A 22,994-nucleotide genomic window follows, 5' to 3' on the forward strand; every position below is an offset into this window, starting at 1 on the left:
AAGAAGGGCGGCGGCCATGCCGCAGGCGAGGCCGCTAAGCCCGATCGCCCATTGGCGGAGCGGAAATCCGCTGATTGCGATGACCCTGATGCTCAAATCCCAGCCTCTCCGGAAGCTCGACCGGGGCGCCGCGCCAAGTGAGGGAGAGATCAGGCTCACCGGACGCGATCGTCCCGACCCGGCTAATCCTCGTCCCTTCTGGTAAAGAAAGTGTTGCCGGGTCGAGATCCGCAGGCAAAGCGGCGAGCAGCGCATAATCGTCGCCGCCGGTTGCTGCGAACAGCCGCGCCTGAAGATCCTGGCCACGTTCGGCGACGAAGGCGCTCGACAATGGCAAATCGTCGAGGCGGATCGAGATCGCGCGGCCGCTCGCTTCGGCGATGCGCCGAGCGTCGAGGAGCAGTCCGTCGGACACGTCCATCATCGCGTTGACGTGGGGCGCCAGCACCTGCCCCGCGCCAAGCTGCGGAATCGGACGCCGGTAGATGTCGACGAGTGGGCCGGATGCGCGAGGATCGCCCCGAAGCTGCGCCAGCCCCGCGGCGGAATCGCCGATCGTCCCGACCAGCCAGAGCGTATCGCCGTCTCGCGCCCCGGATCGCTCCGGCACCGCACCGGCAGCGCGGCCGATAGCGGTCAGCCCGAACACGCGCGGCCCGCCGGGCGGAAGCGAGAAGGTGTCGCCGCCGATCAGCGGCAAGCCGTAGCTTTCGCACGCATGCTCGACGCCTCTCAAGAAGGCGCTGTCCCATTGGTCGTCGTCCGACAGGCCGAACGACAGGAGCGCCCCGGCCGGAACCGCCCCTTTGCCGGCAAGGTCCGACAGGTTTACCGCCACCAGCTTCCAGCCGACGCTCGCCGCAGGGTCGCCGGGCAGGAAATGTACGCCCTCGGCAATGCTGTCGTGGGTGATGGCGAGGCTATCGAGCACCGCCACATCGTCGCGCAGCCCGCGCGCCGCGGGGCTCACCGCCATGCGCCGCAACTGCGCGATTACCTGTGCTTCGCGAGAGCCCATTGCCGACCGCAGGAAGGAATGCTCAACATCGGCTCATATGAAGCGGAAATCTCTAATCGTCCAAGCTGCCGCCTGCCTCTTTCTCGGCCTGCTTGCCACGCCCTCGCATGCCACGACGGACGACCCGTCGCGGATGGTTCCCGAGCTGAGTGCCGGCAAGGTCGTCACCTGGCCACAGATGGACGGGGGCGCCGCGGGCAAGATGACGGTGTGGGTCTGGCTCCCGCCCGGCTACGCCGCGCACGGCGGCAAGCGCTACCCGGTGCTCTACATGCACGACGGGCAGAACCTGTTCGATCGAAAGCTGACGAAGTTCGATCAGGAGTGGCAGGTCGACGAAGCCATCCCGCGCATGGCTCGGCAGGGCGACCTGCGCGAATGGATCGTCGTCGGCGTGCAAAGCCCCGGGTCCCGCTACCACGCGCTGTTCCCGCAGAAGCTCCTGGATTTCCTTCCGGCGGATTTCCAGAAACGCGTCCTGACGCTCGATAGCGGCGATCCCAAGGGGCCGCTCACAGGCGACGCTTATCTTCAGTTTCTCGTGAAGACGGTGAAGCCGCGCGTCGACCGGTCGTTCCGCACGCTTGTGGACCGCGCGAACACGGCGGTCATGGGCTCGTCCATGGGCGGACTGATGAGCTTCTACGCCATGGCGGAATATCCGGAGGTCTTCGGCCAGGCGGCCTGCGTGTCGATGCACGTCGCGCTCGCCAGTCCGACGGAGCAGGGCACCGACCACGAAAAGGCTGCGACGGACGCGGCCGAGGCCTTCCGCCGCTATCTGAAGATCAGCCGGATGCGCCCCGGGGCCAATCGCCTGTACATCGATCATGGCACGAAGACGCTGGACGGCAGCTATGGCCCTTATTCCGCGAAACTGGTGCCCGTGCTCCACAAGGCCGCCTGGGCCGATGGGCCGAACTTCATGTTCCGCACCTTCGCGGGCGCCGAGCATAATGAGACGGCCTGGGCGCAGCGGATCGACATCCCGCTCGCCTTCCTCGACCGCGCGGATCCTTAGGCCTTCGCGCCCCTCGCCTGCTTCGCGATCGCGTCGAGCAGGCCGTTGACGAAGCCGCTCTCGCGCTTGTCGTAAAAGGCGTGGGCAACATCGACATATTCGGAAATGACGGACGCGACCGGCACGTCGGCGCGCGCGACGAGCTCATAGGCGCCGGCCCGGAGGATCGCGCGCATCGGACGGTCGAGCCGTTCCAGCGTCCAGCCCTCCGCCAGCCGCCCGCTGATCAAGCTGTCCAGCTCTTCGCGCCTGGCATCGGCGCCGCTGACGACATCGTCGAAGAAGTCGCGTTCGGCATCGTGATAGATCTCATCCTCGATCATCGCCCCCAGCCGGTGCTCGTGGAATTCGTGGAGGAGGCGCGGGATCGGAGTCCCTTCCATGTCGTGCTGGTAGAGCGCCTGGACGGCGGCAAGGCGCGCTGCGGAGCGCGAACGGGACCGGGTCTGACTCATTGCGCCGTGGCCCTAGCGCCCGCTTGAGCGGCGAGGAAGGGGCGGAGCGGCCGGGCGACCTGATCGGGCGCTTCCCACGGCGCGAAATGGCCGACCGCCGGCAAGCGCTCGATCGTCAGGTCTTCGACAAGGAGGTCGAGGCCTTCGAGCTGGCTGGGAAGCAGCGCCTTGTCGCGCATGCCCCAGACGACGAGCGTCGGAATCCTGATCGAGGGGAAGCGCTTCAACAGCCATTCGGGAACGGGAACGGTAAGGAACGGTGGCGGGACGATGATGCGCGCCGCGCGATACCAGTTGAGCATCGCGGTGAAGGCGCCGGGTTGCGACCATTCGGCGATATATTGCCGCCGTTCATCTCCTGGGATGCTGTCGAGGTCGACATGGGCGCCGAAGCTCTTGTCGAAGAACCAGTCGAAGCCCTTCATGCGGATGAAGCGCTCGAAGCCGGGCACCTTGAACGCATTGATATATTGCGAGGCGGCGCGCTGCTCGGCGTCCTCGATCAACGTCCGCGCGAAGATCGCCGGGTGCGGAGAGTTGACGATCGCCAGCCGCTGAAGTCGGGGATCCTGGCGAAGCGCGGCAGCCCAGGCCACCGCGCCGCCCCAGTCATGGCCGACCAGCGAGAATTGCTCCATGCCGAGCGCATCGGCCAAGGCGAACAGATCGTCGACCAGCAGGTCGGTCTTGTAATTCGCCTTGCCCTTCGGCTTGTCCGATCCCGCATAGCCCCGCTGGTCGGGCATGATCAGCCGGAAGTCTTCGCTTAGCAGCGGCGCCAGCGCGCGCCACGTGCGGTGGGATTCCGGGAAGCCGTGGAGCATAATCACCGGGGGAGCAGCCGGATCGCCGGACAGCCCGACGTTCAACGTCACGCCCGTGCTCAGGCGGACCTGGCGGAACTCCGTAACTCCCCTCCCCTTCAGGAGAGGGGCAGGGGGTGGGGACAAGTCAGACATAGATTGGCGCCTCCGTTGCCCCACCCCGCTCGCCTGCCGGCGAGTCGACCCTCCCCTGAAGGAGAGGGTAGGTCACGGGTAGCTGACGGTCTTTGGCACTTCGGGAAGCGGGATGAACTCGTGGTCGTCCCCGGGGACGAGCGGGAAGCGCATCGCCTTCCAGTCTTCCTTGGCCTGGTTGATGCGGTCCCGCGAGGAGGAGACGAAATTCCAGAACACGTAACGGCGAGTGCTGAACGACTGCCCGCCAAGCAGCATCAGCTTGCCGCCGCGATCGCTCGACACGGTCGCCTGATGTCCGGGCCGAAGAACATAAAGGACGAACGGCTCCAGCGCCTGTCCGTCGAGGTCGGCCTCGCCGCCGACCATCATCACCGCGCGCTCATCCGCCTGCGCTTCGATCGGCAAAGCGCCGCCCGCGCCGAGCTCGATATCGGCGAAGATGGTCGGCGAATGGCACGGCGTCGCCGCCGTCGAGCCCCACAGCGAGCCCATCAGCACGCGCGCCTTGGCGGCTCCGTCCTCGACCAGCGGAAGGCCGGTGCTCGCGATATGGTCGAACGCCGGGTCGATCTCTTCGCGGCCATCCGGGAGCGCCAGCCAGGTCTGCATGCCGTAGAGGCTTGGACCGTCCGGCCGCTCCGTCTCGGGAGAGCGTTCGGAATGAACGATTCCAGTCCCGGCCGTCATCAGGTTGACCGCGCCCGGTTCGATCACTTGATGCGACCCGACGCTGTCGCGGTGCTCGATCGCGCCTTCGAACAGATAAGTGACCGTGGCAAGATTGATATGCGGGTGCGGGCGCACGTCCATGCCCATGCCGGCCGGCAGCCGTGCGGGGCCGAATTCGTCGACGAAGATGAAGGGGCCGACCATGGTCCGCTCGCGCGCCGGAAGCGTTCGGTGAACCTTGAAGTCGCCGAGGTCGTGCGTGACCGGCGTGATCACCTGCTCGAATGCCGTTTCCATCAAGCTTCTCCCGGAGCGGTTGCGCGGATTGCCAGCGCGTGGACCCGCTCCTTCATCAGGTCGCCGAGCGCGGCATAGACCATCCGCTGGCGCTCGACGCGATTCTTGCCGGCGAAGCTCGCGCTTTCGATCGCCAAGCTGAAATGGCTTTCGCCTTCAGGATTGTAGCCGCCGTGGCCGCGGTGCTTCTCGCTGTCGTCGACAAGCTCGATCCGGCTCGGCTGCAGGCTTTCGAGCCGCCGCAGCATTTCGGTGGCCACCGGGCCGGTTCTTTGCGCGTTCATGGCCCCTATATAGAGGCGTTCAATGGCATCGAAACAAGGCAAGCTGCACGGAAGGGTCGAAGGAGCGCGGTCGCGGTGCGCCGTGCCGGGCTGCGCCGAGCCGGGCGAGTTCAAGGCCGTGGTCAGGCCCTCCAACTTCGACGGTCCGGGGGATTTCTGGCTGCTGTGCCTCGACCATGTCCGCGAGCACAATTCGAAGTATAATTATTTCGAAGGCATGAGCCCGGAGGAGATTACCGAGGCACAAGGGCCGCTGGCCGGATGGGAGCGGCCAAGCCGCAAGTTCGCGCACGTCGGCGCCGACCCGGCGCCAGCCTGGGCCGACTTCGCCGATCCGCTCGACGCCATTGCGGCGCGCTTCCGCACCGCGGACCGCGGGCCGCCCGAAAGGTTCTCAAAAAGCGAGAAGCGGGCGCTGACGGCGCTCGGGCTGGGGCAGGAGGTCGACCTCCATACCGTGCGCAAACGCTATTCGCAGTTGGTCCGCCGCTATCACCCCGACCGAAACGGCGGCGACCGCACTCACGAGAAGAAGCTCGGCGAGGTGATCGAAGCTTGGCAGACGCTGAAGACTGCCAACGCTTTCGCTTAGTCGCGGTCGGGTGCTCCGAGCGGGAAATAGGGACGGTACGGCCGCGCATCCTCAACGCAGCGGCTGACCGGCGGGAGCGCAAGCAACTCGGCCCTCAGGGCTGACAGCCGAGGGCAGTCTTGGGGAATGCGTTCGACCCAATCCGCGTAGAAAAGCGCTGGCGCAGCGGCGCAGGTGACCAGCGATACGTGCGGCGGCAGATCGTTCTTTTCGAGCCATTCCTCCAGCCACCGATAGGCTTTCAGCAGCTTGCTCTTGGCGCCGGCGATCTCATCCTCATTGGGCCTCTCGCGCAGGCCGAGTTCGGGCTTGTCGCGGCTGATGAAATGGGCGGCGACGACGCGCTGCATGTTGCCCATCACATAATTGTCGAACACCCGGTCGATCATCCGCGCCTCGACTGCTTTCGCCGGATCGGCGGGGATCAGCGGGGCCGGCCCGGGGTGATGGACCGCGAGATGCTCGACGATGCTCGTCGCCTCGACGATCACCCGATCGCTATCGACCAGCACCGGAATGTGGCCGCCGGGGTGCGCCTTGCCCGGGAACTGCTCGCCGAGCGGCTGGTCACCGGCCATGTGCACGAACTCGAACGGCGTATCGTTCGCGTACAGCGCAATCAGCGCCTTCCAGCAGTAGGACGAAAAGGGGTGCCCGTGAAGCTGGAGGCTCACCAGCGGCCCTCCGCCATGGCCTGCTGCCGAGCCTCTTCGCGTTCGCTCGCCGACGGGGGCGTGATGGCTGCCGTGTCCACGGGCCCGGTCGGGCGGTAGGTGATGACGGCCGTGCCACGCGACGTAACCGTCTTCTCCGTGACCTCGAGGCCGCGCGCCGGCGTACCGTCTCCGAACAGCCGCTTCCCGCGCCCGAGGACGACCGGGAAGATCATCAGCGTCAGCTCGTCGAGCAAATTGGCTTCGAGCAGTTGCGGGTAGATCGTGCTGCTGCCCTGAATAACGAGGTCGGGACCGTCGCCGGCCCTCACTTCGGCAAGCGCATCCATGCCGCCAAGCCGAATGCTCTTGTCCCACTCGAGCGGCTGGTCGCCCTGCGTCAGGACATATTTGGTGCAGGCGTTGAACCGGTCGCGAATTTCCGCCTCCTCCTCGCCGGCGTAGGGCCAATAGGCCGCGAAGATGTCGTAAGTTCTCCGGCCCAGGAGCAGGTCAAAAGGCCCGCCGAACAGCCGGCCGATCGGCTCGAATGCCTCCATGTCGCCGATCGGCGCCAGCCAGCCGCCATGGCCGAACCCGCCCGTCGGATCCTCCGTCGGCCCGCCCGGCGCCTGGATCACGCCATCCAGCGAGATGAAGGCTGCGCCTTTGATCTTACGCATCGGCGGGCACTCCTTCGACGGCGGCTTCGAGCGCGGCGATGTCGATCTTGCGCATCGTCATCATCGCCTCGAACGAGCGGCGTGCGCGCTCGCCGCCGCTGCTGTTGAGCTCGAGCAGGCGCCGCGGCGTGATCTGCCAGGAAAAGCCCCAGCGGTCCTTGCACCAGCCGCAGGCGCTTTCCTCGCCGCCGTTCTGCGTGATCGCGTTCCAATAGCGGTCGGTCTCCTCCTGGTCTTCGGTCACGACCATGAAGCTGACCGCCTCATTCGGCTTAAAATTGGGGCCACCGTTGAGCCCGACGAAGCTGCGGCCGAGGACTGTGAACTCGACGGTCAACTCGGCGCCAGCCTGGCCGCCGGGAAAGTCGCCGGGCGCATGCATCGGCGCGCCTACCGAGCTGTTAGGGAAGGTTGCGGCGTAGAACTCGGCCGCGTTGCGCGCCTCGCCGTGGTCGAACCACAGGCAGGTCACTAGATTGTCAGTCACGACTGGCCTCCCTCGATGAGCATGAAGAATGCGTTGTCCGGATCGTTGGCCTGGATGATCATTCCGCCGCCGGGCACTTCGGTGGGGCCGAAAAGCACTTCGCCGCCGCCGGATTTCACCGCCTTTATGCTTCGTTCCAGGTCCGCGGTCCGGAAGCAGTAACGCCAGGCGGGCTGGCGGTCGCCTGGCGCGAACATGGCGCCAATCATGCGTCCGCCATGCTCGATGAACCGGTAGTCGCCCATGGGGCCCATCGGCATCGCATCGCCCCACGTCCATCCGAACAGCGGCAGGTAGAAATCGCGCGCTTGGTCGAGGTCCCCAGTGACGAGCTCTTCCAGGCGGCGTGACCGACCCTATCAGGCGAAAAGACGTTGCTTTCGGCGTCGCTGCTCCCGCGCATCACGTAGAAGGGTGCGCCGAACGGATCGGCAAGCATGGCCAGCCGTCCGACCTCTTCGATGTCGAACGCGGGCATCAGCACCTTGCCGCCGGCGGCCTCGGCCTTCGAGACGGTAGCGTCGACATCGTCGACCCCGATGTAGCCGAGCCATGTGGGTCGAGCGCCGTGCGCACGCATGTCGTCGCCGATCTGCATGACTCCGCCGACGTTCCCGTCCTCGGCGCGGATCATTCGGTAGTCCATGGGCCCGGCCGGTTGCGGTTCGATGTCCCAGCCGGCGGCCGCGTCGTAAAAGGCCTTGGCCCGTGCATGGTCGCTGGTCAGCAGCTCGTACCAGATGAAGTCGCCCTGCCGGTTAGGCATGCTGTTTCTCCAGTTCGACCACCGGCGAGAATCCGCCGAAGATCATCCTTTTGCCGTCGAACGGCATGTCCGCGATCTCATTGAGGCGGGGGTCTTCCATGAACGCCTTCATGCCGGCGTCGCGGGTCGCCTTATCCGGCCATTCGATGAAGGAGAAGACCACTGCCTCGCCTTCCTGCGCCTGGACCGCGCGGCGGAAGTCGGTCTGCTTGCCGTCCGGCACATCGTCGCCCCAGCATTCGAGCACGCGGATGGCACCATGCTCGAGGAACAGAGCATCGGCCGCCTTGGCGTGGCTGACGAAGGCGTCCTTGTTGCCGCTTGGCACCGGCAGGACGAAACCGTCGAAATAGCTCATGCTGCTTCTCCCTCGAGCGCGGACGCGCCCTGCTCAGCCGCCGCGGCGTCCATCCACATCGGCTCCCAATGATGGCCGTCCGGATCTTCGAAGCTGCGGCCGTACATCATTCCGCCCATCTCCTGCTTGGGGCCGGGATCGGCCTTGCCGCCATTGGCCGCGGCGGTCTCGACCATCCGATCGACGTCGGCGGGGCTTTCCGCCGAAAGCGCGAGCAGCACCTGGCTGGTCTCATGCGCGTCGGCGATCCGCTTCTGCGTGAAGTTCAAATAGAATTCGTGGCGCAGCAGCATCACGTGGATCGCATCGGAAAGCACGATCATGGCGGCCTGCTCGTTGCTGAACTTGGGCTCCTTGCGCCCGCCGATCGCCTCATAGAAGCGGACCGACCGCTCGAGGTCCGTGACCGGCAGGTTCACGAAAATCATCCGTGACATTTCTCTCTCCTCCTCAACTCGATTCGCTTGCCTTTTGCGCCCATCAGTTATAAATAGCAACTGTGGAGTTAGAAAAAGTAACTAAGCGTGAGCGGCCCTCAGTCAGGCGCGTCTATGACGACGCGTGCGGGACTGCTCACGCGTTGCATTTGATCGGCGAGCGGTGGGCAATGCTCATCATCCGTGAGCTTGCCTTCGGGCCTCGCCGATTTTCCGAGTTGAAGGCCGATCTTCCAGGCATCAGTGCCAACGTGCTCACCCAGCGCCTTGGGGAACTCGAGAGCCGCGGGATCGTGCGGAAGATCAGTTTGCCGCCCCCCGCCTCGGTACAGGTTTATGAGGCGACTCCTTGGGGCCTTGAAGCGGCGCCATTGATCGGCGCGCTTGGAAAGTGGGCCGCGCGCAGCCCGGATCATGACCCTAGCTTGCCGATGAGTCATGCGGCGCTGATGATGTCGTTTGAAACGCTGTTTGACCCGGCGCGCGCCGCTGACATGGACGCTCGTCTCGGCTTCCGCTTCGGCAACGTCGACTATGTTGCGACCGTTCGCTGTGGCTCAATCAGGGTCGAGCGGCGGCCGATCGAGGATGTCGATGTGACCTTCACCGGAACGCCGATGAACATGGTCGCGGCGATCCACGGCGGCGCGCCGCCCGAGCAGGTCGATGTCCGAGTCGAGGGCAGCCCGGAAATCGCGCGCCGGTTCATGAGCTTGTTCCCGCTGCCGCCGAAAGCCTTTTGACGCGTTATTGAGGCACGCCTTCCGCTCGCCTAAGGGCTTCACCCATGAACGACATCGCCAACGCCAATCCCGAAAGCCGCGCCGAAACGGTGATGGCCGCGCCCGACAAGATCGTGAAGGTTCGCGATGTCTTCGGCGTCGACAGCGACATGGAAGTGCCGGCGTTCAGCGAAGCCGACGAGCGGGTGCCGGACCTCGATCCGACTTACGTCTTCGACACCGATACGACGCTCGCAGTCTGCGCCGGCTTTGCGAAGAACCGGCGAGTCATGGTCCAGGGCTATCACGGGACCGGCAAGTCGACGCACATCGAGCAGATCGCAGCGCGGCTGAACTGGCCGCTGATCCGCATCAACCTCGACGCGCACATCAGCCGCATCGACCTGGTCGGCCGCGACGCGATCGTGCTTCGCGACGGCCAGCAGGTGACGGAGTTTCGCGAAGGGCTCCTGCCCTGGGCGCTCCAGCATCCCGTTGCCCTGGTGTTCGACGAATATGATGCCGGGCGGCCGGACGTGATGTTCGTGATCCAGCGCGTGCTGGAGGCGGAGGGCAAGCTCACCTTGCTCGACCAGAACCGCGTGATCCGGCCGAACCCGTGGTTCCGGCTGTTCGCGACGACCAACACGGTCGGGCTCGGCGACACGACCGGCCTTTATCATGGCACGCAGGCGATCAACCAGGGTCAGATGGACCGCTGGAACATCGTCACGACGCTCAATTATTTGCCGGCGCAGGTCGAAGCGCAGATCGTGCTCGCCAAGTCCGGCGAATATGACGATCCGAACGGCAAGCAGACCGTCGAGAAGATGATCAAGGTCGCGGAGCTCTCGCGGCAGGGCTTCATCAACGGCGACATCTCGACCGTGATGAGCCCCCGCACCGTGATCAGCTGGGCGCAGAACGCCAGCATCTTCGGCGACGTCGGCTACGCCTTCCGCGTCAGCTTCCTCAACAAGTGCGACGAAAGCGAACGCCCGCTGATCGCCGAATATTACCAGCGCGTGTTCGGGCAGGACCTGCCCGAAAGCGTGGTCGGAAAGCGCTGAAAAAAAAAGGGGCGCCACCCGAAGGTGACGCCCCCATTCTTCGTTACGGCGTCGATTAGGCGTGGAACATCAGGTCGCTCATCTGGACGCCCGACCCCTGCACGACGATGTGCAGGTCGTACGAACCGTTGTGATCGGAATCGACGAACAGGTTGGTGCCCTTCATCTTGACCGCGCTCGCATCGATACCGAACGCCGTCAGGTCGATCTTGTCGACGCCCGACTTAAAGTCGGTGATGCGGTCGTTCCCATCGTTGCCGACGAACACGAACTTGTCGGCGCCAGCGCCGCCCGTGAGCGTGTCGTTGCCGGTGCCGCCGATCAGGATGTCGTTGGCGTCACCGCCCAGCAGCTTGTCGTCGCCAGCGCCACCGAAGATGGTGTCGTTGCCGCCGTTGCCGACCAGCTTGTTGTCGAGCCCATTGCCCTTGATCGTGTCGTTGCCGACGCCGCCAACGGCATTCTCGATATTGGCGCCATAAGCGATCCCGATGTTATCGATCGGCGACCCGTCCGCCTTCACGCCGTTGCGGGTGAAGAAGCTCGTGAGCTGCGCATCGGTGGTGTAGCCGAACGTTGCCTTCAGGAACGCCCGCTGTTCCGCGGTCGCGGCATAACCAGCGCTGCTGAACGCGCCATCGTTGATGTCGATGACCGAGTTCGACGTGAAGCCCGACAGGTCGAGCGTGTCGTTACCGGCGCCATCCCATATGGTGATGATCGGAATCTTGTTCTGGGTGAAGTCGTACAGACCGCTGCCCGCATTGCTGTTGAAACCGTAAACGGTGTCGCCAGCGCGCGTGGTGTGATCGGCGCCGTACATGTTCTGAACCGCCAGGATGTCGTGCACCGCCGGCGTCTGGGCATAGAGGAACACCAGCTTGTCGAAATCGATCGCGGCCTGGCCCGTCTTGCGGCCCGAGAAGTAGCTCATGATCGTGTACTGCTGGGAATCCTGGTAGAAGTAGGCGTTCCCTTCGTACGTAATCGTCTGGCCCGCGCTGGCGTTGTAATCGCCGCCGTGGGACAGGCCGAGGCTGTGGCCCAGCTCGTGCGTGATCGCGAAGTTGCCGTACGAGCCATACGTGAAGTCCGAGAAGGAATCGTCGGCATCACGCGGCAGAACCGGGTTGTTCGGATCGCCGTTCGGGGAGTTGTAGTACCAGTTGATCATCACGTCGCCGCTGACCTTGCCGTACTCGCTCGTCCCGTAATAATTGTTGATCGCTTCCGCTTGCGGATAATAGGCATGGGCGCCGGCAGCCGGGCTCATGTAGACCGCACCAAACATGATGTCGGCTTCTTCGCCGGGGGCGGCAGCTTCGATCTTAATGTTGACGAGGTCGTCCCACAGGGCGATCGCATTGGCTGCGGCGACCATCTGGTCGGCACGGAACGCTTCGAACAACCCATAGGTCTCGGCGTAGTAAGCGTCGTCGTTGTAGGCGGAACCGTCCGAATAGCGCAGCTCACCGAAGTAGCTGTCCATGAACTGCTCGTAGGTCCAGAACCCGAAGGTCAGGACGCCATCGTCGAGCGCGCCGTCATTGCCGTACGCCCAGCTGGTGCCGTTGCGATTAAGGTTCTCGGCTGCCTCTTCGGCAGTCCAGATTTCCTTGCCGTTCGGCGCCTTGGTGCCCGCATAGGGATCGGCCGAAGCGTCAAGCGTGCCGCCGGCAACGCTGCCCGTTGACAGCAGTGACATGCTGCTGAGGCTGCGAGCGTCGAACACTTCCGCATCAAACTTGCCGTGCGCGGCGGCGGCACCACCGATGTCGCGGTCAATCGAACTCTTAATCATCAACAAACCCCTCCAAAAAAGACTTTAACTCGGTCTAGAGATCCGAACGAATTGGCTTATGCAGCTTCGCTGGCACCGCTCCGAGGATTCGGGAAAAAGCGTTGACCGGACCCTGGACGACCAGCTTGTCCTGGACCCGGGTGATCTGGGCTTCCGACTTGATCGGAGCCGACGCCTTCATGTCTTTGATGCTTCGCGCCGGCGTAACCGCCAGCGACAGCTTGCGATAACCATCGCCGCGGGGCGACGCCGACAATGCCACACGAAGCAGCAGTGTCTCGTTGGGCAGCGCCATCGCCGCAGGTTCGAGATCGGCGGCGGAAGCGGGCCCGACCGGAAGGCTGGTGACCGCCTGCGCCTTCTTCACCAACTGGCCGCAAATGGCTTGCGCTTCAGACGCGCTCAGGCTGCCGTCAGGCGTGCAGGCGATCACTACGCGCTCAACGCCCATCAGCGTCTTCGACGGAATTGATGCCATCGCTGTCGATGTCCCCGCGAGTGAAATGGCGACTGCAAATCCTGACCGTGAAATCAACCGGTTGCCCCCCGCGGTGTGTGTGTCGCTCGAATCGTAAGCGGCTTAATTTTCAGGATTTTTTAACCATGTCAACGCGCGATGTGAGTCCCGCGATGATACAGGTGGGAAAGATTTGTACCCCTGTTTTCAGGTAGGGATTGCTGCGCCACATGCGCACTCGCGGGCGCCAGCGAATTTGCCTACATGCCGCGGCGATGGCCGACCGCAACCCCCTCGACGACTTCCGCCGCGCTTTGGCCGGCGCCGCGCGCGCGATCGCCCGTGACCCCGAGGCGGACGTGGCATTCGCGGCCGAATCGCGACCCGGGTCGGGGAAAAGCGCCCGGGTACCTTCGCCAGGGCCGGGGCTCGAGCCGCGGCTGGTCGCGGAAGCGCGCGGTGCGGCAGATTCCGCGGCGCTGCGGCTTCGTTACCACGATGCCGATCTCCACGCCCGGAATGCACCGGTCGATGCCGAGGCGCGGGCAGTGTTCGATGCGCTGGAGACGGCGCGCTTCGAGGCGCTCGGAGCGCGTACGATGGCAGGGGTGCGGGACAATCTGAGCGAATTCACCCAGTCGCGGGTCCGTAGCGACGCGATCGTTCGGGCCCGCGATGCCGACGAAGTTCCGTTGGCGACTGCGATCGGGCTGCTCGCGCGCGAACGGCTGACCGGCGATGCTGCCCCGGCAGCAGCCCGCGCGGGGCTCGAGCTTGTCCAGCCGTGGATCGAGGAACGGGCCCGCGCCGAGCTCGATGGACTGGCGTTCACGGTGGACGACCAGGCAGCCTTCGCCAAGCTGGCAAGGCGCCTGCTCGAGGACCTCGACCTGGCGTCGGCCGAGGAGCCGGTCGAGGAAGAGCCTGACGAAGGTGGCGACGACGAGGAGGGAGACGAGGGCGGCAGCGAGGACCAGGCCGACGAAGGGGACGAGACAAGCCCCGGCGGCGGCGACATGGAAATGCGCGGCGAGGAGACCCAGGACGACAGTGCCGAGGGCGAGTCGAGCGAGGAAATGGAAGCCGGCGAGGAGGACAGCTCGACCCGCGACGACACGGGCGAAAGCCTGTTCGCCGGTCCGTCGCGCCGCAACTGGGACCTCTCACCGCCGACCGAATATAAAGCGTTCACGACCAAGTTCGACGAGACCGTCGAGGCGGACGACCTGTGCGACGAGGAAGAGCTCGGGCGGCTTCGCGCCTATCTCGACCAGCAGATGGCGGGATTGTCGAATGTGGTCACCCGCCTCGCGAACCGGCTGCAGCGGCGGCTGCTGGCGCAGCAGGCGCGCAGCTGGGACTTCGACCAGGAAGAGGGGCTGCTGGACGCCGCGCGGCTGGCGCGCGTGGTCGTCAGCCCCGGCCATTCTTTAAGCTACAAGGTCGAGCGCGAAACCGAGTTCAAGGACACGGTCGTCTCGCTGCTGATCGACAATTCAGGATCAATGCGCGGGCGGCCGATCGCGATTGCCGCGATCTGCGGCGACATCCTCGCACGCACGCTCGAACGGTGCGGCGTCGCCACCGAGATCCTCGGCTTCACGACGCGCGGCTGGAAGGGCGGCCAAAGCCGCGAAGCCTGGTTGTCGGCCGGACGGCCCGCGACCCCGGGGCGGCTGAACGACCTTCGCCACATCGTCTACAAGCGCGCCGACGAGCCCTACCGCCATGCGCGGCGAAACCTCGGGCTGATGATGCGCGAAGGGCTGCTCAAGGAGAATATCGACGGCGAGGCCTTGCTGTGGGCCCACAACCGGCTGATCGCGAGGGCCGAGGAGCGACGGATCCTGATGGTGATTTCCGACGGCGCTCCGGTCGACGATTCGACGGCGAGCGCGAACGGCGGCACCTATCTCGAGCGCCACCTGCGGCAGGTTATCGACTGGATCGAAAAGCGCTCGACGGTCGAGCTGATCGCCATCGGCATCGGCCACGACGTAACGCGTTACTACACGCGCGCAGTGACCATCATGGACGCCGAGCAACTCGCAGGCGCGATGGTCGAGCAACTCGCCAGCTTGTTCGAAAGCGCCTGAGCCAGGCAAAAAAAATGGGCCCGGCGCAGTTACGCACGCCGGGCCCCCCTCGTTACGCGACGCGAGGGAATTGTGTCCGCTCTGCGGACCCGGCAGGGAAAAGGGGAAAACCCCGCCGAACCAGGCGCTTATGCCCGATTCGCGGGGTATGAAGGCTGAACGCGGCGTGCAGCCCGCGTTCAGGAGAAAATCAATGCTTTCAGAAGCTTGAGACCGCTTACGCGGCCTGCTGATCCTCAGCAGCCTTCTTGCGCAGTTCGCGCTTCAGCTTGCGCGCAGTGGCGCTGAGCTTTTCGTCGCTGGTCTTGAGCAGCCAATTGTCGAGGCCGCCGACATGCTCGACCGAACGAAGGCCGTGCGTCGACACGCGCAGCTTCACGCTCTTGCCGAGCGAATCGGAGATCAAAGTGACGTTCTGCAGGTTCGGCAGGAACGTGCGCTTCGTCTTGTTGTTGGCGTGGGAAACATTGTTGCCCACCTGCCGGCCCTTGCCGGTCAGCTCGCAAACCCGCGACATGGTATCTATCCTGATTTTTGGACGAGCCTCATGCGAGGCCCGAAGAGCGCCGCCCGTTAGCCGCTCGGGCGCGCTTCGTCAACGCCACGACCTTGCCCAAGCCTGGCAACCCAAGCGCATCTATTTCGTTGGTGAGCCGAAAGGATTACCCAGCCTCATGCGCGCAATCATCTTCATCCTCATCATCGCCGTCCTTGCCGGCATCGCCGCCTTCGCGACCGGCTTCCTCAACATCAGCCAGACGCGCGATGCGCAGGCGCCCAATGTCGCCGCGACCGGAAGCGGGGTCAGCGCCAAGGGCGGGCAGGCACCGGCGTTCGACGTCCAGACCGGATCGCTGAAGGTCGGCGCCAAGGACCGCAATGTGACGGTTCCGACGCTTCAAGTGCAGAAGCCTGAGGATCAGCAGGCAGCGGCGACGAACAACGCGCAATAACCGTTCGGTGTGACTCGCGGCGCTCGGTTGGCTAGCGGGGCTTGATGAGCTTCCCGCTGCCACCGCCGATGCGCCGCGCACTCGACCTCGCGGCGGAAGCGGCCGCGTCGGGCGAAGTGCCGGTCGGCGCGGTGGTCACGCGCGGCGACGAGATCATCGCCGGAGCACGCAACCGGATGCGCTCGTCGGCGGACCCCACCGCGCACGCGGAGATGGTGGCCATCCGGGCAGCGGCGGCGAAGCTCGGCACATCACGCCTCGACGATTGCACCTTGTGGGTCTCGCTCGAACCCTGTCCGATGTGCGCCTCGGCGATCGCTTTGGCGCGGCTGCAAGCCCTCCGCTTCGCCGCCGAAGACTCGAAGGGCGGGGGAGTCGTCCACGGCCCCCGGATCTACGCGCAGCCGACCTGCCATCATCGGCCGGACGTGCTCGGCGGCATCGGCGAGGACGAAGCCGCGGCGCTGCTTCGGCGCTTTTTCGCCGAGCGCCGCTAGCGGACGTAGGGTACGAGGCGGATCTCGACCCGCCGGTTCGCCGCCTTCTGGGTCTCGCTCGTCTCGACAGCGTAGAGCGGCGCCGTCTGGCCAAGGCCCTTCGACGCGATCCGCGCCTTCGAAACCCCGTGCGACGACAGATAAGTCGCGACCGCCGCGGCGCGCTTGGCCGACAGCGACTGGTTGCCCGCCGCGGTGCCCGACAGGTCCGTATGCGCGAACACGTCGACGAACGTGCGGTTCTGCGTCTTCACCGTGCGGGCGATCTCCAGCAGCGTCGCATCGAACTGCGGGTTCACGCTTGCGCTGCCGGAATTGAAGGTCAGCGCGGCGGGAATGCGGATGACCAGCGACGGGCCGACGCGCAGCACGTCGAGGCCGATGCCGGCCGTCTGCCTGCGAAGCTCCTGCTCAAGCTGGGCCATGTAAGCGGGGGCAGTCGCCGGGGTGAGCGCACGGATCTTCGCGCCCGCCATCTTTGAAGCTCGCGACTTCTGGCCGCCGATCACATCGCCATAGAGATAAGGTGCGCCGAGCCCGAGCGGAGTTAGGGTTGCCGGAGGCACCACCGGCGGCGGCGCTGCTGTCTCGCAGGCCGCAAGGCCGAGCGTCGAGCAGGCCAGGAAAAAGACGGCGGTTTTGCAACGAAGGGTCACGTTCGGCGGCTCCGCAAATCGAGGGGACAAGCGCCCAAACCTTCGGGCACGCGATGGTTCCGCAGGTGAATTGAACCTGCCATTGAGCGCGCTTCTTGTGAAGAAGGGCAGTGGGAGGCTACATCCGCCATCCACGCTTATGAGCGACCACTTGACCCCGATCCCCTGGTTCGCCGTTCTCCTCATCCTGGCGCTGATCGTCTTGAACGGCGTGCTGTCGATGAGCGAGCTGGCTATCGTCTCGTCCCGCGAGGCGCGGATGAAGGCGCTTGCCCGCGGCGGCAGCCGGGCCGCGCAGACGGCGCTCGATCTCGCCGCCGACCCGGCGCGCTTCCTGTCGACCGTGCAGATCGGCATCACGCTGATCGGCATCCTTGCCGGCGCCTTTTCCGGCGCGACGCTGGGCGAGCCGGTGGCGCAGCGCCTCGCCGGGCTGGGCATTGCTGAAAGCACGGCCGACACGGTCGGGTTCGGCATCGTCATCGTCCTCACCACCTTCGTGTCGCTGGTGATCGGCGAGATCGTACCCAAGACGATTGCATTGCGGTCGCCCGAGCCCATCGCCGTGGTGATGGCCCGGCCGATGCTATGGCTTTCGAAGCTGACCGCCCCGTTCGTCTGGCTGCTCGACCGGTCGAGCGGGCTCATTTTCAAGCTGATGGGGCTCGACAAGGCGTCGAAGAACCAAGTGACGGCCGAGGAATTGCACCTGGTCGTCGCGGAAGCGCAAAGCGCGGGCGTGCTGGAGGAAAGCGAGCGGGCGATCATTTCCGGCATCGTCCGGCTCGCCGACCGGCCGGTCCGCGAAGTGATGACCCCGCGGACCGAAATCGACTGGATCGATGCCGGGTCCGGCCCCGACGAAATCCGCGCGGCGCTGCTCGACACGCCGCATAGCCGCATCCCGGTCGCCGACGGGTCGATCGAGAATATCATCGGCGTCATTCGGACCCGCGACGTCATGTCGGCGCTGCTGCAGGGTGAGCCGATCGACCTTGCCCGGCTGTGCCGCAAGGCGCCGGTCGTCCCCGACCTGATGGATGCGATGGACGCTTTGGTGGTGCTGCGCAGCGCCGACGTGCCCTTGGCGCTCGTCCACGACGAATATGGTCACCTCGACGGCATCGTCACGCCGGGCAGCATCCTTGCCGCGCTTGCCGGCACGTTTGCCAGCGACGTCGAGCATGACGATGAGCCGGCGCTGGTCGAGCGAGACGACGGAAGCTGGCTCGTTTCAGGCGCCGCGAGCGCGGACCTGTTGACCGACAGGCTCGGCATCGCGCTCGACAGCGACCGCGATTATTCGACGGTCGCCGGCTTTGCCTTGTCGGTGCTCAAGCACCTGCCCGAAGTCGGGGAGCGATTCTCACACGACCGCTGGTCGTTCGAGATCGTCGACCTCGACGGCCGCAAGATCGACAAGCTGATCGCGTCTCCGCCGCGCAGGAAGCAGGCCGAGGCGGAGACCGCTTCCTAAAGCTTGCCGAACTTCTGTTCGAAGCCGTCGGTGTCGTTGCGCGCCAGGTAATCGGCCTGCTCGACGATCCGGTCGCGCGTGATGCGGCCGCGAAAGGCGCCGAGCTGTCCATCGAGCCGCTCGATCTCATTGGCGGACAAGCCGGCGATCTGTTCGAAGGTGAAAAAGCCATGAGCGTGGAGCGTCTGCGCGAACTTCGGACCAACGCCCTTTAGGCGGCAAAGGTCGTCAGCGGCGGCTCCGCCTTCGAGCGCCTGGTGGACCGGCGCGTTGATGATGTCCCCCGCGACGTCGGTCGCAGCCGCCGCGGCTTCGCCGGCGATGCCTCGCCCTTCGGCAGGCTCGCGCTGCTGCTTCTGCATGTGCGGCCGCACCGGCGCGCTATCCGTCAGCGTCACGCGCTGCTTTGGGCGCATCAGCAGCAAGGCCAGCACCAGCGCCGCCACGATGGCGATCACCCACCAATATTCGCGGATCAGATCCATATTTCTCTCACCAATTATAGTCTGCGTTGTAGCGGCGGCGGACCTCGACGATGTAGGCGAGCAGCAGCCCCAAAAGGAACCCTAGGAGCAGGGCGAGAGCAGCCTGCGCGATCAGCGGCACGCCCCAGGACCGTGACCAGCTGGCCTTGCTGACGCCCGGGATGTCCTCCATCAGCCGCACGAGCTCGCTTCGCTGGAAATCGTCGGCCGGTCCGGAAAGCAGCACTTGCCGGGTCAGCGGGCCATGCTGCACCTGGCCTCTGACCTGCGTGATCTCATAATAGACGAGCGTCCGCTGCACCTTGCGGTCGACGGTCGCGGCGAAGCGGTCGGCGGCGCCGAGCGGACCGTGCCATAGCGCCATCAGCGCCAAAGCCGTCACTGCGCCAATGGCGAGCGCCTGTTTGAAGCGGCGGCGCCGATAGCCGATCGTCGCCGCAAGCGTGCCGACGACGAGCCCGCCGGCGAAGATCGGCCAGAAATAGGTCCAGAACTCGTTCATGCCTGCTCTCGCGCCAATTCGCGCCAGCCGATGTCGCGACGATGGAAGCCGTCGGCGAAGTCGACCTGGTCGACCGCCCTGTACGCGCGCGCGCGCGCGTTAGCGAAGGTGTCCGCGATCGCGGTGACGGCGAGGACTCGTCCACCTTTGGCCACCAGGCCTTGGTCACCAAGAGCGGTGCCCGCGTGGAACACGGTGACGCCTTCGACCTGCTCGGCGGCTTCGATCTCGCGGATCAGGCCGCCGCTTGCCGGCACTCCTGGATAGCCGCGCGCCGCCATGATCACCGTGACGGCATGCTTGTCCGACAGGCGGGGCGGCGAGGCAGCCGCAAGGCCGCCGGTCGCCACGGAATGGAGCAGCTCGGCGAAATCGCCGTCGATGAGCGGCATGATTGCCTCGCACTCGGGATCGCCGAAGCGGACATTATACTCGATCAGCTTGGGGCCATCGGCAGTCAGCATCAATCCTGCATAAAGAACGCCGCTGAAGGGCGTTCCCGCCGCCGCCATCGCGCGCGCCGTCGGCACGACGATTTCGTCCATTGCCCGCCGCTGCAGTTCGCCGGTCAGAACCGGCGCCGGCGCATAGGCGCCCATGCCGCCGGTGTTCGGACCGGTGTCGCCTTCGCCGACGCGCTTGTGGTCCTGGGCCGATGCGAGCGGAACGGCGGTGTCCCCGTCGACCAGCGCGAACAGGCTCGCTTCCTCGCCTTCCAGGAATTCCTCTATGACCATCGGCCCGTCGCCCGCCGCGTCGATCGCCGCTTCGGCCTCTTCGCGCGTCATCGCAACAGTGACGCCCTTGCCCGCCGCGAGCCCATCGGCCTTGATCACGACCGGGATCGAGAACCGCTCGAGTGCGTCGCGAGCGTCGGCCACGCGCTCGACGCGGACATAGTCCGCTGTCGGGATGCCGTTGGCGCGGCAGAGATCCTTGGTGAAGCCCTTCGAGCCTTCGAGCTGCGCCGCCGCGGCATTCGGCCCGAACACCGCAATGCCGGCCTCCCGCAGCGCATCCGCGACCGCGGCGACCAGCGGCGCTTCGGGTCCGACGACGACAAGGTCGATGCCGCGCTCGCGCGCCAGCTCAACGACGGCGACCGGCTGGCACGGGTCGATGCCGACACATTCGGCCCAGCGCGCGATGCCGGGATTGCCGGGCGCGGCCAGCAGCTTGCCGCAGCTCGGCGATTGCCTAAGCCGCCAGGCGAGCGCATCTTCACGGCCACCCGACCCCAAGAGCAATATGTCCATGGATCTCCCTGACCAACCGCGCGCCGGCCTGTTAGCGAACGTCGCCCCCGGCGACAATTCGCCCGCGCTCAGCGTCAGCGAGCTTTCCGGCGCGCTCAAGCGGACCGTCGAGGCGGCGTTCGGCAATGTCCGCGTCCGCGGCGAGATCAGCGGCTTCAAGCGCCACTCGTCCGGCCACTGCTATTTCAGCATCAAGGACGAGAACGCCTGCATGGATGCGGTGATCTGGCGGACCAGCGCTGGCGCCCTGGCATTCCGGCCCGAGGACGGGGCGGAGGTCATCGCGACGGGCAAGCTCACGACCTACCCGGGCCGGTCCAAATATCAGATCGTCGTCGAACGGCTGGAGCTGGCCGGCGAGGGGGCGCTGCTCGCCCTCCTCGAAAAGCGGCGCAAGGCGCTCGCCGCCGAAGGGCTGTTCTCGCCGGAACGCAAGCGCCCGCTGCCGTTCATGCCGCGAGTCATTGGCGTCGTCAGCTCGCCGACCGGCGCGGTCATCCGCGACATTCTCCACCGGCTCGAGGATCGCTGCCCCACGCATGTCATCCTCTGGCCCGTGCCCGTGCAAGGCGAAGGCGCAGCGGCGAAGATCGCAGCCGCGATCCGCGCCTTCCCGGACGTGCAGCCGAGGCCGGACCTGCTGATCGTCGCGCGCGGCGGCGGCTCGATCGAGGACCTGTGGGCGTTCAATGAAGAGGATGTGGTGCGCGCGGCCGCCGAAAGTCCGATCCCGCTGATCTCCGCCGTGGGGCATGAGACCGACACGACCCTGATCGATCATGCCTCCGACCGGCGGGCGCCGACCCCTACGGCCGCTGCGGAAATGGCGGTGCCCGTCCGTGCCGAGCTGATCGCGCAGCTGAACGAGCTCGCGCACCGCGCGGAGAGTTGCCTGTCCAATCGGGCGCACCGCTGCCGCGAGCGGTTCGACCTGACCGTCTGTCGCTGGCCGGAGCCGGGCGCGATCTTCGCGCCGATGGTGCAGCGTCTCGACGAAGTAGGCGACCGGCTTCCCCGCTCGCTCGCCGCGCGTGCGGGCAACGCGCGCGGCGACCTCAACTTCGTTGCCGGCCGGCTTCGCCCGGACCTGATCGAGCAGCGCATCGGCCGCCTTTCGGAGCGCTTGTCCGCGGCCTGGAAGATGGCCGAGCTCGTCCACCCCGAACGGCCGCTCTCGAAAGGCTATGTCCGCGTCACGACGCGTGACGGCGCGACTCTGACCAGTGCGGGCGACGCGCGTAGTGCCGGCCTGCTGACGCTGCGGTTCGGGGACGGCAGCGTCGACGCTGCTGTCGACGGCGCCGCGCCGCGCCCGGTTGAGCGCAAGCCGCGCCGCTCCTACATCCCTCCCCAGCCAGGCCTGTTCGACCCGGCGGAGGATTGAAGCAATGTTGATGAGCGGCAACGGGCGCCCGGCGCGGGTTCATTATCTCGACGGCACCTTCCGGCTGCTGACCGACGGCGACCATGTCGTCTGCGCCGTCACGGGTGCGCGCATCCCGCTGCACGAACTCAAATATTGGAGCGTCGCGCGGCAGGAGCCGTACGTGGATGCCGAAGCAAGCCTGAAGGCCGAACAGCGGGCCGGTTGAGCGGCCCCCAATCACCCATCGTGAGCCTTCGGGTCGGATGGGCTAGGGCCCGCCAGGCGGCGGGCCCCGGCGGCGCTTAGTTCAAGCGGAAAGACGTGCAGAGTGTCACGCCTGCGCAGAACCGTCTGACACTGGCGTCCGCCATCTCAGAGCCGACGCTCCGAACTACGACGTAGGACGTCGGGCATGAAGCCGGTGCGGGTCGAGTCAAAGCCGGCGCCCCCGCCGACTTCGTCGCCCCAACGCGATATAGCTTCAACATGCCGACGGGCTGGTCGTTGACCATCATGCCGAGCCAGCGTTGCCCGTCGGTTGCAAGTTGGGTTGAGCCAGCCGCAAACACAGGCGTCATCGGCTCCGAGTCCGCTTCGGTGCGGAATACGACGCATCCTTGCTCTTCGGAAAAATAACCCGCCCGTTGTGTCACCGCGCCGCTGCCGCTGCCTTCCTGCAGCGCCAGGTACGGCGGCGGAGCCATGGCCATGTTTGGACCTTGCCCAACGCTGCACGCAGTGACTGAAAGCGCAGCCAATGTCGTGGCCAACGCGGCGGGTATGCTCGTTCTGGTAGTGCCGGTTCTTGAGCGCATCATGGCGACCTCCTGATAACCAACAGGAACAACATACTCCTCTGCCGAAGCCATGTAAATCGGAACGCAGGCGGACTGACCGCTGTCCGACTTCCCGGCACGTGCAAATCGCGAACCGCAGCTCGTCGAAATTTCCTGCACATGCACTGTGGCAGCACT

General features: G+C 65.8%; 30 protein-coding genes. 10 read left to right on the forward strand and 20 right to left on the reverse strand.

Annotated elements, in window-relative coordinates; genetic code table 11:
• Positions 1 to 34 precede the first annotated feature (34 nt).
• Entirely contained in the window at positions 35 to 1,018 is a 984-nt protein-coding gene (thiL, locus tag VIL42_06895; protein ID HEY8592576.1) for a thiamine-phosphate kinase, read from the reverse strand.
• Positions 1,019 to 1,055: 37 nt separating this feature from the next.
• On the opposite strand from thiL, the gene VIL42_06900 reads away from it, so the two are divergent.
• Positions 1,056 to 2,039, forward strand: a complete 984-nt coding sequence (locus VIL42_06900) for an alpha/beta hydrolase-fold protein (protein ID HEY8592577.1) — start codon at positions 1,056 to 1,058, stop codon at positions 2,037 to 2,039.
• Here VIL42_06900 and nusB read toward each other — a convergent pair.
• The 4 genes from nusB to VIL42_06920 form a co-directional block, all read right to left on the reverse strand.
• Positions 2,036 to 2,494 carry a transcription antitermination factor NusB gene (gene nusB, locus VIL42_06905; protein HEY8592578.1) on the reverse strand — a complete coding sequence of 153 codons (459 nt, stop codon included), beginning with the start codon at positions 2,492 to 2,494 and terminating at the stop codon, positions 2,036 to 2,038. The genes VIL42_06900 and nusB overlap by 4 nt on opposite strands.
• The gene (locus tag VIL42_06910) at positions 2,491 to 3,453 is read right to left on the reverse strand and encodes an alpha/beta fold hydrolase (GenBank protein HEY8592579.1); all 963 of its coding nucleotides are present in this window, start codon (positions 3,451 to 3,453) and stop codon (positions 2,491 to 2,493) included. Before VIL42_06910 ends, nusB begins: the two co-directional genes overlap by 4 nt.
• A 72-nt stretch (positions 3,454 to 3,525) precedes the next feature.
• Positions 3,526 to 4,422 (reverse strand): pirin family protein, encoded by an 897-nt coding sequence (locus VIL42_06915; protein HEY8592580.1) that lies wholly within the window; start codon positions 4,420 to 4,422, stop codon positions 3,526 to 3,528.
• Positions 4,422 to 4,706 carry a BolA family protein gene (locus tag VIL42_06920; protein ID HEY8592581.1) on the reverse strand — a complete coding sequence of 95 codons (285 nt, stop codon included), beginning with the start codon at positions 4,704 to 4,706 and terminating at the stop codon, positions 4,422 to 4,424. The genes VIL42_06915 and VIL42_06920 overlap by 1 nt, the downstream gene beginning before the upstream one ends.
• A 22-nt stretch (positions 4,707 to 4,728) precedes the next feature.
• On the opposite strand from VIL42_06920, the gene VIL42_06925 reads away from it, so the two are divergent.
• Positions 4,729 to 5,298, forward strand: a complete 570-nt coding sequence (locus VIL42_06925; GenBank protein HEY8592582.1) for a DnaJ domain-containing protein — start codon at positions 4,729 to 4,731, stop codon at positions 5,296 to 5,298.
• Here VIL42_06925 and VIL42_06930 read toward each other — a convergent pair.
• The 7 genes from VIL42_06930 to VIL42_06960 are packed head-to-tail and all read right to left on the reverse strand — an operon-like array spanning position 5,295 to position 8,682.
• A complete protein-coding gene (locus VIL42_06930; protein HEY8592583.1) occupies positions 5,295 to 5,972 on the reverse strand; it encodes a glutathione S-transferase family protein in 678 nt (225 codons plus the stop codon). The two genes, VIL42_06925 and VIL42_06930, sit on opposite strands and share 4 nt — an antisense overlap.
• Positions 5,969 to 6,634 carry a dihydrofolate reductase family protein gene (locus VIL42_06935; GenBank protein ID HEY8592584.1) on the reverse strand — a complete coding sequence of 222 codons (666 nt, stop codon included), beginning with the start codon at positions 6,632 to 6,634 and terminating at the stop codon, positions 5,969 to 5,971. Before VIL42_06935 ends, VIL42_06930 begins: the two co-directional genes overlap by 4 nt.
• Complete coding sequence (locus VIL42_06940) at positions 6,627 to 7,121, reverse strand: VOC family protein (protein ID HEY8592585.1); 495 nt, start codon at positions 7,119 to 7,121, stop codon at positions 6,627 to 6,629. The genes VIL42_06935 and VIL42_06940 overlap by 8 nt, the downstream gene beginning before the upstream one ends.
• On the reverse strand, positions 7,118 to 7,414 hold the full coding sequence (locus tag VIL42_06945; protein ID HEY8592586.1) for a VOC family protein: 297 nt from the start codon (positions 7,412 to 7,414) through the stop codon (positions 7,118 to 7,120). The genes VIL42_06940 and VIL42_06945 overlap by 4 nt, the downstream gene beginning before the upstream one ends.
• Positions 7,327 to 7,887 (reverse strand): VOC family protein, encoded by a 561-nt coding sequence (locus tag VIL42_06950; GenBank protein ID HEY8592587.1) that lies wholly within the window; start codon positions 7,885 to 7,887, stop codon positions 7,327 to 7,329. The genes VIL42_06945 and VIL42_06950 overlap by 88 nt, the downstream gene beginning before the upstream one ends.
• Positions 7,880 to 8,245 (reverse strand): DUF1428 domain-containing protein, encoded by a 366-nt coding sequence (locus VIL42_06955; GenBank protein ID HEY8592588.1) that lies wholly within the window; start codon positions 8,243 to 8,245, stop codon positions 7,880 to 7,882. Before VIL42_06955 ends, VIL42_06950 begins: the two co-directional genes overlap by 8 nt.
• Positions 8,242 to 8,682, reverse strand: coding sequence for a VOC family protein (locus VIL42_06960; GenBank protein HEY8592589.1), 441 nt, complete (start codon positions 8,680 to 8,682; stop codon positions 8,242 to 8,244). Before VIL42_06960 ends, VIL42_06955 begins: the two co-directional genes overlap by 4 nt.
• A 62-nt stretch (positions 8,683 to 8,744) precedes the next feature.
• Between VIL42_06960 and VIL42_06965 the strand changes: the two genes are divergently transcribed.
• Positions 8,745 to 9,425 carry a winged helix-turn-helix transcriptional regulator gene (locus VIL42_06965; protein ID HEY8592590.1) on the forward strand — a complete coding sequence of 227 codons (681 nt, stop codon included), beginning with the start codon at positions 8,745 to 8,747 and terminating at the stop codon, positions 9,423 to 9,425.
• Positions 9,426 to 9,469: 44 nt separating this feature from the next.
• Positions 9,470 to 10,474: a cobaltochelatase subunit CobS gene (gene cobS / locus VIL42_06970; GenBank protein HEY8592591.1), complete on the forward strand. Its 1,005-nt coding sequence runs from the start codon at positions 9,470 to 9,472 to the stop codon at positions 10,472 to 10,474.
• A gap of 55 nt (positions 10,475 to 10,529) precedes the next feature.
• On the opposite strand, the gene VIL42_06975 is transcribed toward cobS, so the two are convergent.
• Together VIL42_06975 and VIL42_06980 are read right to left on the reverse strand one after the other, a co-directional pair.
• Positions 10,530 to 12,275, reverse strand: coding sequence for a M10 family metallopeptidase C-terminal domain-containing protein (locus VIL42_06975; protein ID HEY8592592.1), 1,746 nt, complete (start codon positions 12,273 to 12,275; stop codon positions 10,530 to 10,532).
• Between the two features lie 34 nt (positions 12,276 to 12,309).
• Entirely contained in the window at positions 12,310 to 12,753 is a 444-nt protein-coding gene (locus VIL42_06980; protein HEY8592593.1) for a hypothetical protein, read from the reverse strand.
• 254 nt (positions 12,754 to 13,007) lie between these two features.
• Between VIL42_06980 and cobT the strand changes: the two genes are divergently transcribed.
• Complete coding sequence (gene cobT, locus VIL42_06985) at positions 13,008 to 14,828, forward strand: cobaltochelatase subunit CobT (protein HEY8592594.1); 1,821 nt, start codon at positions 13,008 to 13,010, stop codon at positions 14,826 to 14,828.
• Between the two features lie 217 nt (positions 14,829 to 15,045).
• Here the strand turns inward: cobT and rpmB are convergent, their stop codons facing one another.
• Complete coding sequence (rpmB, locus tag VIL42_06990; protein ID HEY8592595.1) at positions 15,046 to 15,345, reverse strand: 50S ribosomal protein L28; 300 nt, start codon at positions 15,343 to 15,345, stop codon at positions 15,046 to 15,048.
• A 157-nt stretch (positions 15,346 to 15,502) separates the two neighbouring features.
• Between rpmB and VIL42_06995 the strand changes: the two genes are divergently transcribed.
• Entirely contained in the window at positions 15,503 to 15,781 is a 279-nt protein-coding gene (locus VIL42_06995) for a hypothetical protein (GenBank protein HEY8592596.1), read from the forward strand.
• 44 nt (positions 15,782 to 15,825) lie between these two features.
• Positions 15,826 to 16,278, forward strand: coding sequence for a nucleoside deaminase (locus tag VIL42_07000; protein ID HEY8592597.1), 453 nt, complete (start codon positions 15,826 to 15,828; stop codon positions 16,276 to 16,278).
• On the opposite strand, the gene VIL42_07005 is transcribed toward VIL42_07000, so the two are convergent.
• Complete coding sequence (locus tag VIL42_07005) at positions 16,275 to 16,934, reverse strand: OmpA family protein (protein ID HEY8592598.1); 660 nt, start codon at positions 16,932 to 16,934, stop codon at positions 16,275 to 16,277. The genes VIL42_07000 and VIL42_07005 overlap by 4 nt on opposite strands.
• 151 nt (positions 16,935 to 17,085) lie before the next feature.
• Between VIL42_07005 and VIL42_07010 the strand changes: the two genes are divergently transcribed.
• Entirely contained in the window at positions 17,086 to 18,411 is a 1,326-nt protein-coding gene (locus tag VIL42_07010) for a hemolysin family protein (GenBank protein HEY8592599.1), read from the forward strand.
• Here VIL42_07010 and VIL42_07015 read toward each other — a convergent pair.
• Genes VIL42_07015 through purD form a run of 3 tightly spaced genes read right to left on the reverse strand, consistent with a single transcriptional unit; the run spans position 18,408 to position 20,654 of the window.
• On the reverse strand, positions 18,408 to 18,896 hold the full coding sequence (locus tag VIL42_07015; GenBank protein HEY8592600.1) for a helix-hairpin-helix domain-containing protein: 489 nt from the start codon (positions 18,894 to 18,896) through the stop codon (positions 18,408 to 18,410). The two genes, VIL42_07010 and VIL42_07015, sit on opposite strands and share 4 nt — an antisense overlap.
• A gap of 7 nt (positions 18,897 to 18,903) precedes the next feature.
• On the reverse strand, positions 18,904 to 19,398 hold the full coding sequence (locus tag VIL42_07020) for a hypothetical protein (protein HEY8592601.1): 495 nt from the start codon (positions 19,396 to 19,398) through the stop codon (positions 18,904 to 18,906).
• Entirely contained in the window at positions 19,395 to 20,654 is a 1,260-nt protein-coding gene (gene purD / locus VIL42_07025) for a phosphoribosylamine--glycine ligase (protein HEY8592602.1), read from the reverse strand. The genes VIL42_07020 and purD overlap by 4 nt, the downstream gene beginning before the upstream one ends.
• Here purD and xseA point away from each other — a divergent pair.
• Together xseA and VIL42_07035 are read left to right on the forward strand one after the other, a co-directional pair.
• Positions 20,653 to 22,038 (forward strand): exodeoxyribonuclease VII large subunit, encoded by a 1,386-nt coding sequence (xseA, locus tag VIL42_07030; GenBank protein HEY8592603.1) that lies wholly within the window; start codon positions 20,653 to 20,655, stop codon positions 22,036 to 22,038. The genes purD and xseA overlap by 2 nt on opposite strands.
• Positions 22,039 to 22,042: 4 nt before the next feature.
• Positions 22,043 to 22,246 (forward strand): DUF2093 domain-containing protein, encoded by a 204-nt coding sequence (locus VIL42_07035; GenBank protein ID HEY8592604.1) that lies wholly within the window; start codon positions 22,043 to 22,045, stop codon positions 22,244 to 22,246.
• Positions 22,247 to 22,322: 76 nt separating this feature from the next.
• Here VIL42_07035 and VIL42_07040 read toward each other — a convergent pair whose 3' ends face one another.
• Positions 22,323 to 22,730 (reverse strand): hypothetical protein, encoded by a 408-nt coding sequence (locus tag VIL42_07040; protein ID HEY8592605.1) that lies wholly within the window; start codon positions 22,728 to 22,730, stop codon positions 22,323 to 22,325.
• Between the last annotated feature and the right edge of the window lie 264 nt (positions 22,731 to 22,994).

Source organism: Sphingomicrobium sp. (assembly GCA_036563485.1).
GTDB lineage: Bacteria > Pseudomonadota > Alphaproteobacteria > Sphingomonadales > Sphingomonadaceae > Sphingomicrobium.

Excerpts from the sequence above, each read along its gene's own strand:
- VIL42_06925 (HEY8592582.1), top strand. The coding sequence starts at position 4,729 with ATGGCATCGAAACAAGGCAAGCTGCACGGAAGGGTCGAAGGAGCGCGG.
- VIL42_06955 (HEY8592588.1), bottom strand. The coding sequence starts at position 8,245 with ATGAGCTATTTCGACGGTTTCGTCCTGCCGGTGCCAAGCGGCAACAAG.
- VIL42_06975 (HEY8592592.1), bottom strand. The coding sequence starts at position 12,275 with ATGATTAAGAGTTCGATTGACCGCGACATCGGTGGTGCCGCCGCCGCG.
- xseA (HEY8592603.1), top strand. The coding sequence starts at position 20,653 with ATGGATCTCCCTGACCAACCGCGCGCCGGCCTGTTAGCGAACGTCGCC.
- VIL42_06995 (HEY8592596.1), top strand. The coding sequence starts at position 15,503 with ATGCGCGCAATCATCTTCATCCTCATCATCGCCGTCCTTGCCGGCATC.
- VIL42_07020 (HEY8592601.1), bottom strand. The coding sequence starts at position 19,398 with ATGAACGAGTTCTGGACCTATTTCTGGCCGATCTTCGCCGGCGGGCTC.
- purD (HEY8592602.1), bottom strand. The coding sequence starts at position 20,654 with ATGGACATATTGCTCTTGGGGTCGGGTGGCCGTGAAGATGCGCTCGCC.
- VIL42_07035 (HEY8592604.1), top strand. The coding sequence starts at position 22,043 with ATGTTGATGAGCGGCAACGGGCGCCCGGCGCGGGTTCATTATCTCGAC.
- VIL42_06900 (HEY8592577.1), top strand. The coding sequence starts at position 1,056 with ATGAAGCGGAAATCTCTAATCGTCCAAGCTGCCGCCTGCCTCTTTCTC.
- cobT (HEY8592594.1), top strand. The coding sequence starts at position 13,008 with ATGGCCGACCGCAACCCCCTCGACGACTTCCGCCGCGCTTTGGCCGGC.
- VIL42_06980 (HEY8592593.1), bottom strand. The coding sequence starts at position 12,753 with ATGGCATCAATTCCGTCGAAGACGCTGATGGGCGTTGAGCGCGTAGTG.
- VIL42_07040 (HEY8592605.1), bottom strand. The coding sequence starts at position 22,730 with ATGGCCATGGCTCCGCCGCCGTACCTGGCGCTGCAGGAAGGCAGCGGC.
- cobS (HEY8592591.1), top strand. The coding sequence starts at position 9,470 with ATGAACGACATCGCCAACGCCAATCCCGAAAGCCGCGCCGAAACGGTG.
- VIL42_06915 (HEY8592580.1), bottom strand. The coding sequence starts at position 4,422 with ATGGAAACGGCATTCGAGCAGGTGATCACGCCGGTCACGCACGACCTC.
- nusB (HEY8592578.1), bottom strand. The coding sequence starts at position 2,494 with ATGAGTCAGACCCGGTCCCGTTCGCGCTCCGCAGCGCGCCTTGCCGCC.
- VIL42_06910 (HEY8592579.1), bottom strand. The coding sequence starts at position 3,453 with ATGTCTGACTTGTCCCCACCCCCTGCCCCTCTCCTGAAGGGGAGGGGA.
- VIL42_06920 (HEY8592581.1), bottom strand. The coding sequence starts at position 4,706 with ATGAACGCGCAAAGAACCGGCCCGGTGGCCACCGAAATGCTGCGGCGG.
- VIL42_07015 (HEY8592600.1), bottom strand. The coding sequence starts at position 18,896 with ATGGATCTGATCCGCGAATATTGGTGGGTGATCGCCATCGTGGCGGCG.
- VIL42_06960 (HEY8592589.1), bottom strand. The coding sequence starts at position 8,682 with ATGTCACGGATGATTTTCGTGAACCTGCCGGTCACGGACCTCGAGCGG.
- thiL (HEY8592576.1), bottom strand. The coding sequence starts at position 1,018 with ATGGGCTCTCGCGAAGCACAGGTAATCGCGCAGTTGCGGCGCATGGCG.
- VIL42_07000 (HEY8592597.1), top strand. The coding sequence starts at position 15,826 with ATGAGCTTCCCGCTGCCACCGCCGATGCGCCGCGCACTCGACCTCGCG.
- VIL42_06950 (HEY8592587.1), bottom strand. The coding sequence starts at position 7,887 with ATGCCTAACCGGCAGGGCGACTTCATCTGGTACGAGCTGCTGACCAGC.
- VIL42_06935 (HEY8592584.1), bottom strand. The coding sequence starts at position 6,634 with ATGCGTAAGATCAAAGGCGCAGCCTTCATCTCGCTGGATGGCGTGATC.
- rpmB (HEY8592595.1), bottom strand. The coding sequence starts at position 15,345 with ATGTCGCGGGTTTGCGAGCTGACCGGCAAGGGCCGGCAGGTGGGCAAC.